At 71.8% G+C, this 15,400-nt stretch carries 12 protein-coding genes; 3 read left to right on the top strand and 9 right to left on the bottom strand.

The annotated features are described in order from the left end of the window. The first annotated feature begins 9 nt into the window (after nucleotides 1–9). Nucleotides 10–951, top strand: a complete 942-nt coding sequence (locus SACPADRAFT_RS0217010) for an MBL fold metallo-hydrolase (RefSeq protein WP_007023220.1) — start codon at nucleotides 10–12, stop codon at nucleotides 949–951. Between the two features lie 92 nt (nucleotides 952–1,043). On the opposite strand, the gene SACPADRAFT_RS0217005 is transcribed toward SACPADRAFT_RS0217010, so the two are convergent. From SACPADRAFT_RS0217005 to SACPADRAFT_RS0216965, 9 genes are all read right to left on the bottom strand, one after another. After that, nucleotides 1,044–1,967 (bottom strand): alpha/beta hydrolase, encoded by a 924-nt coding sequence (locus SACPADRAFT_RS0217005; RefSeq protein WP_007023219.1) that lies wholly within the window; start codon nucleotides 1,965–1,967, stop codon nucleotides 1,044–1,046. A 20-nt stretch (nucleotides 1,968–1,987) separates the two neighbouring features. Next, entirely contained in the window at nucleotides 1,988–3,100 is a 1,113-nt protein-coding gene (locus SACPADRAFT_RS0217000; RefSeq protein WP_007023218.1) for an FAD-dependent oxidoreductase, read from the bottom strand. A 76-nt stretch (nucleotides 3,101–3,176) separates the two neighbouring features. After that, complete coding sequence (locus SACPADRAFT_RS0216995) at nucleotides 3,177–4,130, bottom strand: phosphotriesterase family protein (protein WP_007023217.1); 954 nt, start codon at nucleotides 4,128–4,130, stop codon at nucleotides 3,177–3,179. A gap of 55 nt (nucleotides 4,131–4,185) precedes the next feature. Further along, nucleotides 4,186–5,178 (bottom strand): phosphotriesterase family protein, encoded by a 993-nt coding sequence (locus SACPADRAFT_RS0216990; protein ID WP_007023216.1) that lies wholly within the window; start codon nucleotides 5,176–5,178, stop codon nucleotides 4,186–4,188. A 190-nt stretch (nucleotides 5,179–5,368) separates the two neighbouring features. Further along, nucleotides 5,369–6,112, bottom strand: coding sequence for a GntR family transcriptional regulator (locus tag SACPADRAFT_RS0216985; protein ID WP_007023215.1), 744 nt, complete (start codon nucleotides 6,110–6,112; stop codon nucleotides 5,369–5,371). A 126-nt stretch (nucleotides 6,113–6,238) separates the two neighbouring features. Beyond that, on the bottom strand, nucleotides 6,239–7,438 hold the full coding sequence (locus SACPADRAFT_RS0216980; protein ID WP_007023214.1) for a phosphoglycerate kinase: 1,200 nt from the start codon (nucleotides 7,436–7,438) through the stop codon (nucleotides 6,239–6,241). After that, nucleotides 7,407–9,836, bottom strand: coding sequence for a phosphoenolpyruvate synthase (gene ppsA / locus SACPADRAFT_RS0216975; RefSeq protein ID WP_007023213.1), 2,430 nt, complete (start codon nucleotides 9,834–9,836; stop codon nucleotides 7,407–7,409). The genes SACPADRAFT_RS0216980 and ppsA overlap by 32 nt, the downstream gene beginning before the upstream one ends. A gap of 25 nt (nucleotides 9,837–9,861) precedes the next feature. Beyond that, on the bottom strand, nucleotides 9,862–12,249 hold the full coding sequence (locus SACPADRAFT_RS0216970) for a glycoside hydrolase family 65 protein (protein WP_007023212.1): 2,388 nt from the start codon (nucleotides 12,247–12,249) through the stop codon (nucleotides 9,862–9,864). A gap of 43 nt (nucleotides 12,250–12,292) precedes the next feature. Beyond that, nucleotides 12,293–13,348: a class I fructose-bisphosphate aldolase gene (locus SACPADRAFT_RS0216965; RefSeq protein WP_007023211.1), complete on the bottom strand. Its 1,056-nt coding sequence runs from the start codon at nucleotides 13,346–13,348 to the stop codon at nucleotides 12,293–12,295. Nucleotides 13,349–13,549: 201 nt separating this feature from the next. Between SACPADRAFT_RS0216965 and SACPADRAFT_RS0216960 the strand changes: the two genes are divergently transcribed. Then, on the top strand, nucleotides 13,550–13,867 hold the full coding sequence (locus SACPADRAFT_RS0216960) for a rhodanese-like domain-containing protein (protein WP_007023210.1): 318 nt from the start codon (nucleotides 13,550–13,552) through the stop codon (nucleotides 13,865–13,867). A gap of 329 nt (nucleotides 13,868–14,196) precedes the next feature. Next, nucleotides 14,197–15,400: HAD-IC family P-type ATPase (locus tag SACPADRAFT_RS28330; RefSeq protein WP_007023208.1), on the top strand; the 1,204-nt coding region annotated here is incomplete at its 3' end.

Genomic DNA, 15,400 nt, shown 5'->3' with positions numbered 1-15,400 from the left:
GAGACAGCGATGACGCAGGACGTCGACATTCACCCCCTGGTATCGCCGTGGGGACGGTTCGGGCTCTACAGCTTCTTCCTCGACGCCCCCGAACCGGCCATCGTGGACACCGGGATCGCCTCGTCGCCCGCCGACGGGATGGTGCCCGCGCTCGCCGAACTCGGCCGGGACATCGGGGAGGTCCGCTGGATCCTGCTCACCCACGGCCACATCGACCATCTCGGCGGGGCGCACGCCCTGTGGGAGCTCACCGGCAGGCGGGCGCGGGTCGTCATCCACGAGGCCGACGCCCATCTGCTGCGTTCCCGGCGTGCCCATGTGGATGCCTACGTCGGTGTCCGGCAGCGGTACCTGCACGACCCGGACGGTGTGGACACGCAGACGGCGATGGCGGAGAAGGTCATCTCCGGGGAGATGGAGCCGACCGTGTCGGTCCGGGGCGGCGACACCCTCTCCCTCGGCGGCGGGGTCACGGTGTCGGTGCACTCGCTGCGAGGGCACACGGCCGGATCCGTCGCCTATGTCGTCGACGGGCGCGGGGCCGCCTTCGTCGGGGACGCCGTGCAGGTCCACGGTGCGGCCAACGGCTTCCCCGGCTACGAGGACCCGGCCGCCTACCGCACGAGCCTGGAGTACCTGCGCGACGAGCTCCGCCCGCGGGAGCTGTACCTGGGTCACCCGTACCGGGGGGCGGACGGCGAACCCTACGACGTCGCGTTGGACGCCGACGGCGCCCGCCGGGCCGTGCGGGAGAGCCTGGACATCGAGGCCCGGATCGCCGACGCCGCCCGTCGGGCCCTGCGGGACGGCCTGCGGGAGACGGACTCGCCGTACTCGCCGTTCGCCCCGGTGGCCACCGAGCTCGGCTACACCGGCGACCCGACGTTGGAGCCGTCGCCGTTCTTCACGACGCTGCACGGTTACCGGGAGGCGTTCGACGCGGCGGGCTGACGCCAGCTCCACCGCACCGGGGGGCGGAAGGCGGCACGGATCCGGATCCGTGCCGCCTTCCGCCGTGTGCCCCCGGCCGTGTCGGGAGCGTCTCAGCGGTTCAGGAACTCGCCGGTCTCGGTGAAGGCCCGGGAGAACTCCGGGATCCAGCCGAAGTTCGCGAGGAACCCGTGGTTGGCGCCCGCGTACCGGGTGACCGTGGTGTCCACACCGGCCTCGGACAGCCGTTGTCCGTAGAGTTCGCCCTCGTCCCGCATCGGGTCGTACTGCGCCGTGATGATCAGCGCGGGAGGCAGCCCGGACAGGTCCGTGCGCTTGATCGGGGACACCAGCGGGTCCGCCGGGTCCGCGCCGCTGTCCAGGTAGAACGAATTGAACGGCTGCAGGCCGGCCGTCTCCAGGCCGTACCCCTCGGCGTTCTCCCGCAGCGAGGCGTAGCGGTCGACGTCGAAATCCAGGTCCAGCGACGGGTAGAACAGCACCTGGTGCGTGATGCGGTCGAAGCCGTCGTCGCGGGCCATCGCGGTGACGGCGGCGACGAAGTTGCCGCCCGAGCTGTCCCCGGCGACGGCGAGGTTCCCGCCGTCCCAGTCCAGCTCGTCACCGTGCTCGGCGGCCCAGCGGACGACGCCGTAGCAGTCCCGCAGACCGGCCGGGCAGGGGGACTCCGGGGCCAGGCGGTAGCCGACCGAGACGACCTTGTGGCCGGTCTCCTTCGCCAGCGACCGCGCGACGTGGTCGTGCGTATCCAGGCTGCCCAGGAAGAACGCGCCCGCATGGAAGTACACCAGCAGGTCGTAGCCCTCCGCCTCGACCGGTGTGTAGATCCGGACCGGCACGTGTCCGGACGGCGTCGCCGCGGTGGTGTCGGTGACGTCGTGCAGCGGCAGGCGGTCCTCCGGAGGCGGGACCTGTTCCGCCTCCGCGGCACGCATCGTCTCCGGGTCCGGCCGCGTGCCGTGGTCCGGTTTCGGCAGGGTCGCGAGCAGTTTCGCGATCTCGGGATGCAGTGTCATCGGTGCTTCCTCGGGTCGCTTCAGTTGATCGCGGACTTCTCGGGGAAGGCGGTGTCCACCGCGTCGGCGTCCCACGACTTCCGGGAGATGCGCTGGAGCTCGTCCGTGTCGGGCTTGCGCCGTGCCTGGTACAGCGCCAGCGCCTCGGCCACGGAGTCGGCCTCCACGAGGGCGTCGGCGAGGCCACCCGCGTCCTGGATCGCCTGGTTCGCCCCCTGCCCCTGATGGTGCAGCATCGCGTGGGCCGCGTCCCCGAGCAGTGCGACGCGGTCGGAGTGCCAGGTGTCGACCGGGTCGATGTCGAACACCGCGCGGCTGGTCACCGCGTTCAGGTCCAGGTTCCGGGTGATGTTCACCAGCCGCTCGTCGAAGTCCTCCAGCAGGGCCACCAGGCCCTCCCGGGTGACCTCCGGGGCCCAGGAGGCGTCCCGGGACAGGGCGGTGATGTCGAACGACACCTGGTGGCGGTGGCGCAGCGGCAGGAAGTACACCATCGTGCCCTTGTCGTTCATGTACAGCCGGAGGTTGTCGTCGACGGCCATCCCGTAGGTGTCGTCGACGGAGATCACCGTGCGGTGCGCGTGCTCGCCGGAGAACACCGGCTCCCGGTCCGAGAACAGTTGGTTGCGGACCGCGGAGCGGATGCCGTCGGCCCCGATGACCAGATCGGCCGTCACCGTCTTCCCGCCGGCGAACGTGAGCGTCGCCGACCCGCCCCGGTCCTCGATGTCGGTCAACCGGTGGTCCAGGTGCACGACCTCGTCCGGCAGCAGCCGCAGCAGGGCCTCGATGAAGTCGCCGCGGTGGATGAACCGGGTGTGGTTCACCTCGGCGTAGTCGTGCATCTTCGGCCACGGCTCGCGGTGGAGGACCTCGCCCGTGGCGGTGCAGATCTCGAAGTAGTCGCTCGGGCTGCTCACGGCCGCGATCGCGTCGAAGATGCCCAGCCTGCGGAACAGCTCGATCGTCGGCGGGCGCAGGCCGATCCCGGCACCGACCTGCCGGATCGCGGGGGCCTGCTCGTACACGTGGACGTCGGCGCCGAGCTGCCGGAGGGCCACCGCGGCCACGGCACCGCCGTACCCGCCGCCGACGACGGCGATGGTCAGGTTCTCGAGCTGTGTCTTCTGCATCGTTGGTCGCGCTTTCTCGTACTCCGGCGCGTCCGGTGCGCCGTCGGGGGGATCGGGTCGGGGCCGGTGGGGTGGCTCAGTCGCGGAGGGTCAGGAAGTCCGCCGGGTTGTCCCGGAGCAGCCTGGTGATCGTGGCCTCGTCCGTACCGGCGTCACGCAGGTCGGGCACCAGGTCCTCGAACAGGTAGTTCACGGTGTGTCCCTCGACTCCCGGCCAGCCCAGCGGGCTGCAGTTGGCATCCGCCGAGACGAGGAGCTGGTCGAGATGGCCCTGGTTCACCAGGCTGAGGAAGTGGTCGAGCCGTTCCCGGCGGGGGCGGGCCCAGAACGGTGCGTTCTCGATCTCGGTCTCGTAGCCGAAGGTGTCGAACCCGATACGGCCGCCCTGTTGAAAGATCCACTCGTGCGGCGTGTTCGGGGCGTTCGGGCCGTCGTCGGCGTGCCCGAACAGCACGCGGTCCAGCGGCAGGCCCTCCTCGGCGAAGATGGCGACCGCGGGTTCGGGGTCGATCGCCAGGTGCGTCAGGATCGGCACGCCGGTCTGCACGGCGGCACGGGCCGCCGCGCGGTAGATGCGCTTGTCCAGTTCCGTCATCCGCCCACCGCGGCTGACGCCGACCTTGATCACGCCCGCGCGGCTGCCGGTGTCGCCGATACCCACGGTGATCTCGTGCACGAACTGCCGCATCAGGTAGTCCACCCCCGCCCGGGCGAAGTGCGGCAGGGCGGTGTCGCCGCCGACGAAGCCGGTGCAGGCGACGATGTGCACGCCGGTCTTGGCCGACAACGACTTGTAGTAGTCGACGTCGCGTCCGTTGCAGATGCCCGTGACGTCGACGAAGGTGCCGCCGCCGTACTCGCGGAACCGACGCAGCTTGGGGACGGTCTCGGCGTACCGTTCCTCGGGGGTCTTCCACCACTGTGTGTCCAGTTCCGAGCCGGGCATGCCGTACCCGACGTGCTCGTGGACGGCGACGGCGCCCAGTTCCTCCGGGGCGATCGGCCCGAGGACGGTGTTCACCCGTGACATGGTGTTACTCCAAAACTCCGGAAAGGCTCCGGCCGCTCGTGTGCGGCGGGCCGGCTCAGCGCAGGGTCAGCAGGTCGCGCGGGTTGTCCACGAGGATGCGTCGGGCGTCGGCGTCGTCGAGCCCCGCGGACCGCGCCAGGGGCACGAACGTCGCGGCGACATGGCTGTACGGCAGATCGTAGGCGGGGTGGCCCACCGCTTCGCCGATCGTGTTGCCGGACAACAGGATCCGGTCCCCGAGGCCCTCCCGCACGAGGTCGAGCAGCAGGGCCACGCGTTGCCGGTCGGTCACGTAGCGGTCGTCGTCGTTGCATCCGACGTGGTCGAGCGCGACGTGGGCCCCACGGCGCGCGATGTCGAACGGCGCGCCGGCGTGCACGGCGTCGGTGCGGTCGAGTCCGCCGACGACGACGCGGTCGGCGGGAACGCCCTCGTCCAGCGCGACGTCGAGGTCGCCGACCGCGTCGGCGCCGTACCGGAGGGAGACCGGCACGCCCGTGTCCCGGGCGGTGCGTGCCGCGCCACGGACGAGGCTCTCCTCGGTGGCGGTCCTGCCCGCGGGGTCGGCCGCGGTGGCCACCAGGCCCGCGGCGCCCCGCCGCTCGACGCGTGGGACGACCATGCCCTCGGTGACCTCCCGGGTGAACAGGTCGGCGAACTTCCCGGCGGGCCAGGGCGTCGGCGGGTCGGTCTGCGGGGTCAGGAAGTAGCCGCCGAGCAGCTCCTCGGGCCCCATGCCCGTGGACGCGACGAGATGCACCCCGGTCGAGCGGGACAGTGCCTCGTACAGCCGCACGTCGCGGCCGTGGAACATGCCGGTGCTGTCGACGACCGTCCCGCCGCCGTGTTCGCGGAACTCCCGCAGCTTCCGCGCCAGGTTCTCGAAGATCTCCGCGCGGTCCATCGTGATGTCGAACGCGTGCTCGGCGCCGGGGACCACGGACAGCAGTGCCTCGTGGACCGCGACAACACCCAGGTCGTCCGCCGGGACGGGGCCGAGCACGGTGTTGACGGTGTTGTTCCGGGCAGTCTCTGGTGCGCCCGTCATGGCACGTCCTTTCGTCGGTGTCGTGCCGGCGCGGCAACGCGCCGCGTCAACGAAGGAGGGCAGTGCACCGGGGAGCCTGACGTCCGCCCGACGGGCCGTAGTCCACTGCCGTGTGAACCTCGTCAATCCAGCATGTTGATATATTGTCATACCAAAGTCAACCGTCGCTGACCCCGGTGCCGCCCCGGGCTCACCCGCTCGTGACGAACCGGTACTTGAACTCCTCCGCCTGGTGCACCGCCGAGCGCCACCCCGCGGGCACGCCGCCGGTCGTGAAGAACAGTGTGTCGATGACGAGCAGCGGGCTGCCCTCGGCCACCCCCAGGGTCGCCGCGTGGTCGGCGGTCGCGGCCGTCGCCCAGGCCTCGTGCTCGGCCCGGTCCAGCCGGATGCCGAAGCCCTTCTCCAGCAGCTCGAAGGCGGAGCCCTGCTCCTCCAGCTCCGCGGCCGTGGGATCGAAATCCCGGGGCGCCCGGATGTAGACGTCCGCCTCGACCAGCGGCTCGTCCTCCACCAGGATCAGGCGGACGAAGTGCAACAGCCGTTCGTGCGGGTCGATCCCGAGGCGGTCCCGGACCGGGGCGGGCGGTTCCACCCGTTCGATGCCGGACACCCTCGACGCGGGATGCAGGCCGCTGTCGGACAGGTACTGGTACAGCGCCCCCGGCCGCACGTCGGCCGGCCGGTGCACCCGGGGACCCGGAACCGGGAACGTCCCCTTGCCCTGCCTGCGGTAGACGTACCCCTCGTCGGCGAGTTCCCGGAGTGCCTGCCGGATGGGTGCCCGGCTCACCCCGAACCGGTCGAGCAGCTGCTCCTCGGTCATCGGTTCCCGGGGATCCGCGGCTCCCCCGGTGATCTCCGTGCGCAGGATGTCCTTGATCTGCCGATACAGGGGGACCCCCGAAGAGGGATCGAGTTCGCCGTTCGCCATGGGTCTTCGGGTCCTCCGCGTCGTCGGTCGCCGGGCCGTGCTCGCCGAAAGTCAAACACAGTCCGGCACCGACACGGGTGACGCCCGGTGACCCGTCGACCCGGTGACCGGGAACCGGCGCCGGGGCTACCGCACGGTGGAGGTGCGCAGTGCGGCCAGGCCGGGCAGGTCCCCGTGCGCGAGCAGTTCCAGGGAGGCCGCCCCGCCGGTGCTCACGTGGTCGACCAGACCGGTCAGGTCCCAGTGCCGGAGCGCGGCCACGGTGTCCCCGCCCGCGGCGACGGTGAACGCCGTCGACATCGCGACCGCGTCGGCCACCCGGCGCGTGCCGCGGGAGAAGGCGTCGTGTTCGTACACGCCCAGGGGCCCGTTCCAGAACACGGTCCCCGCGCGGAAGGCGTCCCCGGCGTACCGTTCGGTGGTGCTCGGTCCGATGTCGGCGCCGCGCCACCCGTGCGGGACGGTGTCCGGCGTGCCGAGCCCGACGGCGAGGCGCGGGGCGTCCGGTTCGAGCCGCTCGGTGACGAGGAGGTCGGTGGGCAGGACCACCTGTTCCTCGGCGGCCAGCTCCCGGCACGGGTCGAACCGGTCCACGGCGACCGGCGAGTCACCCACGTCCCGGCCGGTGGCGGCGAGGACCGTGAGGGCGAAGGCACCCCCGAGCAGCATCCGGTCGCAGTGCGGCAGCAGGGCCCGCACGACTCCGATCTTCTCGGTGACCCGGGTGCCGCCCAGTACCGCCACGAACGGGCGGCGGGGCCGCTCGCGGAGCCCGGTGAGCACCTCCACCTCCTTGCGCAGCAGGGGACCCGCGGCCGACGGGAGCGCCCCGGGAGGCCCCACGACGGAGGCGTGGCGACGGTGGCAGACACCGAAGGCGTCGTTGACGTAGCAGTCGGCCAGGCGCACGAGCTCGCGGACGAACTGTTCGTCGTCACCGGTCTCGCCCGGATGGAACCGGAGGTTCTCGAGCAGGACGACGTCTCCGTGCCCGGCCTGGTCGACGATCCGGGTGGTCGCGTCCCCGACGATCTCCGTCGGACCCGTTCGGACGGTGGTGCCGAGCAGCTGACCCAACCGCCGGGCGACCGGGGCGAGGGACAGCTCCGGGGTGACGGTGCCCTCCGGGCGGCCCAGGTGGGAGCAGACGAGGACGGTGGCACCGTGGTCCCGCAGCCACCGGATGGTGGGCAGGACGGCGCGGATGCGGGAGTCGTCCGCGACACGACCGTCGATGAGGGGCACGTTCAGGTCGGCCCGGACCAGGACGCGGGTCCCGGGCTCGAGGGGGAGTTCATCGAGGGCGGGCAACCGGGTCTGCGGCATCGGGGTCTCCTTCCGGTGCGCGGCGCTCGCCGGCCGCGATCGTGTTCTTGACGCGGAGGAAGCTGTCGGGGGCCACGGAGACGGAGTCGATCCCCGCATCGACCAGCAGTCGGGCGAACTCGGGGTCGTCGCTGGGCCGCTGGCCGCAGAGCCCGACCTCGCGGCCGTGGCGGTGGGCGGCCTCGATCACGGTGCGGATGCTGCGCACGACCGCCGGATCCCGTTCGTCGAACAGCCCGGCGAGCCGTTCGGAGTCGCGGTCGACACCGAGGGTGAGCTGGGTGAGGTCGTTGCTGCCGATCGAGAAGCCGTCGAAGCGCCGCGCGAAGTCGTCGGCGAGGAGCACGTTCGCCGGGATCTCCACCATCACGTACACGGCAAGGCCGTTCGCACCCCGGCGCAGGCCGTGGTCCGCCAGGGTCTCCAGCACCCGGTCGGCTTCGGTGAGGGTCCGGCAGAACGGGATCATCACGACCGTGTTCGTCAGGCCCATCTCGTCCCGGACGCGGCGCAGTGCGCGGCATTCGAGCGCGAAACCTTCCCGGTAGCCGTCGTCGTGGTATCGGCTGGCGCCGCGCCAGCCGAGCATGGGGTTCTGCTCGGCCGGTTCGAACGGTGCGCCACCGAGCAGTCGGGCGTATTCGTTGGTCTTGAAGTCACTGGTCCGCACGACGACGGGCGCCGGCCACCACGCGGCCGCGATGCGGGCGATGCCGTACGCGAGGCGGTCGACGAAGAACTCGGTCCTGTCCCGGTATCCGCGGGTCAGCGCGGCGATCCGCTCCCGGGTCCCGGCATCGGTCCGCTCGGGGTGGACCAACGCCATCGGGTGGACCCGGATGTGGTTGTTGATGACGAACTCCATGCGGGCCAGGCCGACGCCGTCGGCGGGCAGCCGCCACCAGCGCAGGGCCGCCCCCGGGTCGGCCATGGTGAGCATCAGCCGGGTCCGGGTGGTGGGGATGTCGGTGAGCTCGATCTCCCGCTCCTCGAAGTCGAGGGTTCCGGGGTAGACGACCCCTCGCTCACCCTCGGCGCAGGACACGGTGATCGCCCGGCCGTCGGGGATCCTCCCGGTGGCGTCACCGGTGCCGACCACGGCGCCGAGCCCGAGTTCCCGGCTCACGATGGCCGCGTGCGAGGTGCGCCCGCCGTGGTCGGTGACGAGGGCGGCGGCGCGCTTCATGACCGGTTCCCAGTCGGGGTCGGTGGTGCCGGTGACGAGGACGGCGCCGTCCACGAAGCGGTCGATCTCCGCGGCACTGCGCAGCACACACGCGGTGCCGGCCGCGATGGCCTCGCCGATCGCGAGGCCGGTGACCAGCGGGGCGGCGTGCCCGGTTCCGGTGAGCCGGTACGAGCGCAGCGTCGAGGGACGCCTGCGGGTCTGCACCGTCTCCGGGCGGGCCTGCACCAGGTGCAGTTCGCCGGTGTCGCCGTCCTTGGCCCACTCCATGTCCATGGGTGTGTCGTAGTGCCGCTCCACGCGGACCGCCCACCGGGCGAGTTGCCGGATCTCGCTGTCGGTGAGGACGAGACCGGCCCGTTCGTCCTCCGTCGTCGGTACGCTCACAGTGGGTTCGGCACCCGTGGTGCGGGAGACCACCTTGGACTGTTTACCGCCGGTCTCCTTGGCGATCACCGGATTCGCCCCGGCTTCGTCCACCAGCGGCTTGAAGACCAGGTACTCGTCCGGATCCACGGCCCCGGAGACCACGGACTCCCCGAGTCCCCACGCGGCGTTGACGAGGACCACGCGCGGGAAGCCGCTGTCGGTGTCCAGCGAGAACATCACCCCGGCACCGGCCCGGTCGGCGCGAACCATTTGCTGCACCCCCACGGAGAGGGCGACCCGCAGGTGGTCGAAGCCGTGGTGTTCCCGGTAGTTGATCGCCCGGTCGGTGAACAGCGAGGCGTAGCACCGCAGGCAGGCGTCGAGCAGTGCCCGTGCTCCGGTGATGTTGAGGAAGCTCTCCTGCTGCCCGGCGAAGCTGGCTTCGGGCAGGTCCTCGGCGGTGGCGCTGCTGCGGACCGCCACGTCCGGATCCGTGCGTCCCAGGCGCTCGCCGAGGGCGGTGTAGGCGGTGGTGACCGCGTCGACGAGCCGGGGCGGCAGCTCCGTTGCGAGGATCATCCCGCGGATCGCGGCACCGGTCTCGGCGAGCCCGGCACCCTCGTGCAGGGCCTCGATCCGCCGGCCGATCCGGGCGCGCAGGTCGCCGGTGTCCAGTAGTTCCCGGTATGCCGCCGTCGTGGTGGCGAACCCGTCCGGCACCCGGATCCCGTGCGGGGTGAGGTTGGCGATCAACTCGCCGAGCGCGGCGTTCTTCCCGCCGACCAGGGCGGTGTCGGCGGCGGAGAGGTCCGCGAAGGGCTCGACCAGACTCGGCCGTGCCATGGTGAACTCCTTCCACACGGTGGGCTCAGCACGGGAAGTGCACGGTGGATCCGGGGTCGAGCAGAGCGGTCTCACCACGGCAGGCGATCTCGACCGGACGCTGCGTCCCGGTGCCGGCGGCGACGTCGATCCGCCGACCGTTCACCCGAATGTGCAGTGGGTGCTCCTGGTAGAGGACGGAGAATTCGAGCGTGCCGAGTGATTCGGGCCAGTACGGGTTGAGCACCAGCCGGTCGCCGCGGGTCTCCAGGCCGGAGAAGCAGCGTTGCAGCAGGTCGACGCTGCCGGCCATGGCCGCGAGGTGGATTCCCTCGGCCGTGGTACCGCCCTGGATGTCGGTCACGTCGGAGGCCAGTGCGTGCCGGAAGAACTCCGGCGCGCGTTCCCGGTGGGAGCGGGCCAGTACCCAGGCGTGGACCACTGCGGAGAGTGTGGAGCCGTGGGTGGTGCGGGCGAGGTAGTAGTCGATGGTGCGGGGGATCGTGTCCGGGGCGGGCCGGTAGCCGAGTCGGCGGAACAGCCCGGCCAGTTCGTCGGCCGAGAACAGGTAGAACAGCATCAGCACGTCGGCCTGCTTGGCGACCCGGTACCGGTTGACGTCGTCGTTCTCGGCCTCGAGGATCCGGTCGAGCCGCTGGATGTCGCCGTAGCGCCGTCGGTAGGCGGCCCAGTCCAGCTCCGCGAGGTCGGCGTAGCCCTCGAACTGGCTGGGCACGCCGTCGTGGAACGGGACGAACATGCCGCGGCTGATGTCGTCCCACCGCTGGAGCTCCTCGGGCCGCAGATCGAGTCGCTGCACCAGTTCCGAGCGGACCCGGTCGGGCAGCGTCTCCAGTGCCTCCGCCGCCCGGAGCAGGGTCCACACGGTCAGGACATTGGTGTAGGTGTTGTTGTCCACCCCCGCGCCGGGCGCGTCCGGGTATCCGGAGTGGAACTCGTCCGGGCCCATCACGCCACGGATGACATACCGGTCGCGGGCCCGGTCGTAGGTGGCCAGGTCGGACCAGAACCGGGCGATCTCGATCAGCATCTCGGCCCCGTGGTGGGTGAGGAACTCCCGGTCGCCCGTGGCCTGGTAGTACTGCCAGCAGTTGTGCGCGATGGCGAGCCCGATGTGGTGCTGTCGCCGCGTCGGGTCGGGGATCCAGCGGCCCGAGCGCGGGTTGAGGTGCAGCCGTTGACTCTCCTCCCGGCCGTCGCTGCCGGACTGCCAGGGGAACATCGCGCCCCGGTGCCCGTGCTCGCGCGCCGCCTGGAGCGCCTCGGGCAGTCGCCGATGGCGGTAGCGCAGCAGGGACCGGGTCAGCGCGGGCAGCCGGAGGTTCAGCAGCGGGAACACGAACAGCTCGTCCCACAGCACGTGCCCGCGGTAGGCCTCCCCGTGCAGCCCCCGGGCGGGGACGCCGGCGTCCAGTTCGGCCGTGTTGGGCGAGACCGTCTGCAGCAGGTGCAGCAGGTGCAGCCGGATGACGCGCAGTTCCTCCGGCCGGTTCTCCAGGTCGAGGTGGAAGCGGTCCCACAAATGGGCCCAGGCCAGTGTGTGACTTTCCAGCAGGGTGTCGAACGGGCCGAGCCGGGGGAGCCAGCGGACGGCCTCGACGGCGGGTTCGGAGATCGCCCGGTCCCGTCCGGTGTAGACCGTGACGGTCTTCTCCAGGGTCACCGACTGTCCTGCGGTCACGTCGACGGCGAGGTCGTGCCCGATCCACGGGCCGTCCGTGACGAGGCGGTGTCCGTCCGTGCCCGGTCTGTCTCGGACACGCACCGTGTTGCCCGCCGCCATCGCCACCGGGATCCGGGACTGGTTGGTCACCGTTTCCAGCAGCACACCGGTACCGGGCAGTTCCCGTGCGGCGACGAATTCCAGGTGCTGTCCCGCGAGGTCGCGGTAGCGTTCCACGAGGCTGTTGTCGACGCCTCCGTCGAGGCCGGAGCGGAATTCCAGGCGGCCGGACCAGTCGTGCGCCGCCACCGTGGTCTCCAGGGCGCAGACGTGCGGGAGCCGCATGTGCGCGAACCGGCGCTGGGTGACCGTCGTGGTGCGCCCCGCGGGATCCCGGAACCGGAGGTGGCGCACCAGCAGCGCCCGACGCAGATCGAGGTACTGGCGGTACTCCAGCAATTCCACCGAGTCCGGGGTGAACCAGGGGCCGTCGTCGACCCGGAAGGTCACCGGCAGCCAGTTCGGCAGGTTCACCAGGCACTCGTTCTCGACACTGGTGCCGGCCACGTCACTGCGCAGCCGGTTGTACACCCCGGCGGCGTAGGTGCCCGGGTAGTGGGTGCCGTCGGCCGTGGCTTCCGGGGCCGCGCCGCGGGTGGCCAGATAGCCGTTGCCGACGGTGCACAGCGCCTCGCGTAGCCGTTCCTCGGCCGGGGCGTAGCCGGTGTAGCGCAGGCTCCACTCACTCACTCGGGTCCTTCTCCTGTCCTGTGACGCCCCGGGGGAACCGGACTCACGCGACGGTGACGGTGGAGTCGAGATAGACGTCCTGGATGGCGTGCAGCAGGTCGATCCCCTCGTCCACCGGGCGTTGGAACACCTTGCGGCCGGCGATGACGCCCATCCCGCCCGCCCGCTTGTTGACGACCGCCGTGCGGACCGCGTCGTGCAGGTCGGAGGCGCCGGAGGAAGCTCCGCCGGAATTGATCATCCCGACCCGCCCCGCGTAGCTGTTCAGCACCTGCCAGCGGCAGCGGTCGATCGGGTTGTCCCCGATGTAGCGGTCGTACACCGCCGGATGTGTCTTCCCGAACGACAGGGCGGGGTATCCGCCGTTGTTCTCCGGGAGTTTCTGTTTCACCAGGTCCGCTTCCAACGTCACGCCCAGGTGGTTGGCCTGCCCGGTCAGGTCGGCCGCGACGTGGTAGTCGGCGTCGTCGGTCGCGAACGCCGGGTTGCGGGTGTAGCACCACAGGACCGTGGCCATGCCCAGTGAGTGCGCCTCCGCGAACGCCGCGCTGATCTCGGTGAGTTCCCGGCGGGAGACCTCGGCGCCCCAGTACACCGTCGCCCCCACCGCCACGGCACCGAGGTCGAACGCCTGGCGCACCGAGGCGAACAGCGTCTGGTCGTGGATGTTCGGGTAGGTGAGCAGTTCGTTGTGGTTCAGTTTCAGGATCATCGGGATCCGGTGCGCGTACCGGCGGGCCACGGAGCCGAGCACCCCCAGGGTGGACGCCACCGCGTTGCACCCGCCCTCCAGGGCGAGCCGGACGATGTTCTCCGGGTCGAAGTACCGGGGATTCGGCGCGAACGCGGACGCGCCGGAGTGTTCCACGCCCTGATCGACGGGGAGGATCGACAGGTAGCCGCTCCCGCCGAGCCTGCCGTGCCCGGTCAGCGTCGCGAGACTGCGCAGGACGCGCGGGCCGCGGTCGGAGTCCTGCCAGATCCGGTCGAGGAAGTCCGGCCCGGGCAGGTGCAGGTCGTCCTTCGGCATGCTCCCGCACTCGTGGTGCAGCAGCTGCTCGGCATCGTCGCCCAGCACCGCGGCGAGGTCGGTCGCCAAACTTCCGCCCCCCTCCGGTCGCTGTCGTGTCGGCTCCGCGCTCGGGCCGGATTTCCGCTGGTCGCGTGTTACCCGGGTCCGGCCTGCGCAAACCGGGTGCGCCCGGACGGCCCCGGACGTCTCCGACAGATACCCCGGGGGGTATCATCGACCAGGCCGGGGCCCCGCGGCCTCGGCGCCCCGACCACTGGAGGAGGAGCGATGTCCGAACAGGTACCGGAGATCGGTGTGCACGACTTCGCCGCCGTGTGGCGGCAGGGGAGCCGGGTGATCGATGTGCGTTCCCCGGAGGAGTTCGCGTCCGGGCACGTTCCGGGCGCGGTGAACGTGCCCCTGGAGGACGTGCTGGCCTCCCCCGGCCGGTTCACCGGCGAGGAGGTGCACGTGATCTGCCGTTCCGGACGGCGCAGCCTGACCGCGGCGGAGGCGATGAACGCCGCCGGTGCGCGGGCGGTCTCGGTCGCCGGCGGCACGGTGGACTGGAGCGAGGCCGGTCACCAGGTCGAACAGGAGGGGTGAACCATGTGTCGTCGTGTCGCGTGCCGCACGTGCGGTAAGCCGACCTACGCCGGATGCGGCCAACATGTGGAACAGGTGCTCGCGGGAGTGCCGAAGGCGCAGCGGTGCGCCTGCACCGCGGAGACCCGTAACGGCGGCGCAGGCGGGTTTCTGCGCAAGCTGTTCGGTCGCGGCTGACCGGGACACCGTGGTGGCCGGCGGGATCCGGGAGACGAGTCCCGGGCGGTAGGTGACCGACCCGCGCCGGACGGTCATTCACCGGCGTCGGCCACCACTGAGGGACGTGTGGCACTGGCCACGCGACCCCGCGGCGCGGACCCTGGACCGGTGTGACGGGGATCAGGGCCCTCGCGGGGGCGGACGACCGGGTGCGGAGGTTCCTCTCCCCGGAGACGCTCCTGCTGGCCGTGATCGCGGCTCTGCTGGCCGCCGGTGGCCTGGCCCGGTTGTCCGGGGCGGACGTCGCCGACGTCCTGTGGGCGGCGGCGGACGTCGTGGCGTTGGTGCCGACGCTCGTGTGGGTGCTGGCCGACCTGTGGCGGGGTCGGTGGGGCGCGGACTGGCTGGCGGTGCTGTCGCTCGGTGGCACGCTCGCGGTGGGGGAGTACCTCGCGGGCGCGATCGTCGGGGTGATGGTGGCCACCGGCCGGATGCTGGAGACCGCGGCGCGACGCCGTGCCGGCCGGGACCTGTCGGCCCTGCTGGAGCGGGCACCGACCCGGGCGCACGTGCGGCGGGACGACACGGTGGTGAGTCTCCCGGTCGGCGAGGTCGCGGTCGGCGCGCGCGTGGTCGTACTGCCCGGGGAGATCGTGCCGGTCGACGGCCTGCTGGACGCGGACGCCGTGTTCGACGAGTCGGCGTTGAGCGGGGAGGCCGCACCGGTCTCCCGCTCCTCCGGCGAGCCGGTGCGCAGCGGCGTGGTGAACGCCGGTGCGGCCGTCGATCTGCGGGCCACGGCCACGGCGGAGGCGAGCACCTATTCGGGTGTCGTGCGGCTCGCCGAGCAGGCCGCCGCGGCCACGGCACCGGTGGCCCGGCTGGCGGACCGGGTCGCCGCCTGGTTCCTGCCGGCCGCGCTGCTGATCGCCGCCGTCGCGTGGCTGGTGACCGGTGAGCCCACCCGGGCCGTGGCGGTGCTGGTGACCGCCACCCCGTGTCCGTTGTTGCTCGCGGTCCCGATCGCCGTGACCGGCGGAATGTCCCGCGCGTCCCGGTCCGGTGTCGTGGTCAAGGGCGGTGCCGCACTGGAGCTGCTCGGTCGGGCGGGCGCGCTGACCATGGACAAGACGGGCACGGTGACCGGCGGTGCGCCGGAGGTCGTCGCGATCCTGCGTGCGCCCGGCCGGACGACGGAGGGGCTGCTGGCCGAGGCGGCCGGCGTCGAGCTGTACTCGTTCCACGTGCTGGCCGGCGCCGTCGTCCACGCGGCGGAGCGGGCGGGGGTCACCCCCGCCGCCGCCACCTCGGTCACCGAGACTCCGGGGCGTGGCGCGACCGGGTTCGTCGACGGGCACCGGATCGGTGTCGGAC

The organism is Saccharomonospora iraqiensis subsp. paurometabolica YIM 90007 (assembly GCF_000231035.2).
Lineage (GTDB): Bacteria > Actinomycetota > Actinomycetes > Mycobacteriales > Pseudonocardiaceae > Saccharomonospora > Saccharomonospora paurometabolica.
Note: the sequence above shows the minus strand (reverse complement) of the source record. Positions and strands in the feature narration are given on the sequence as shown.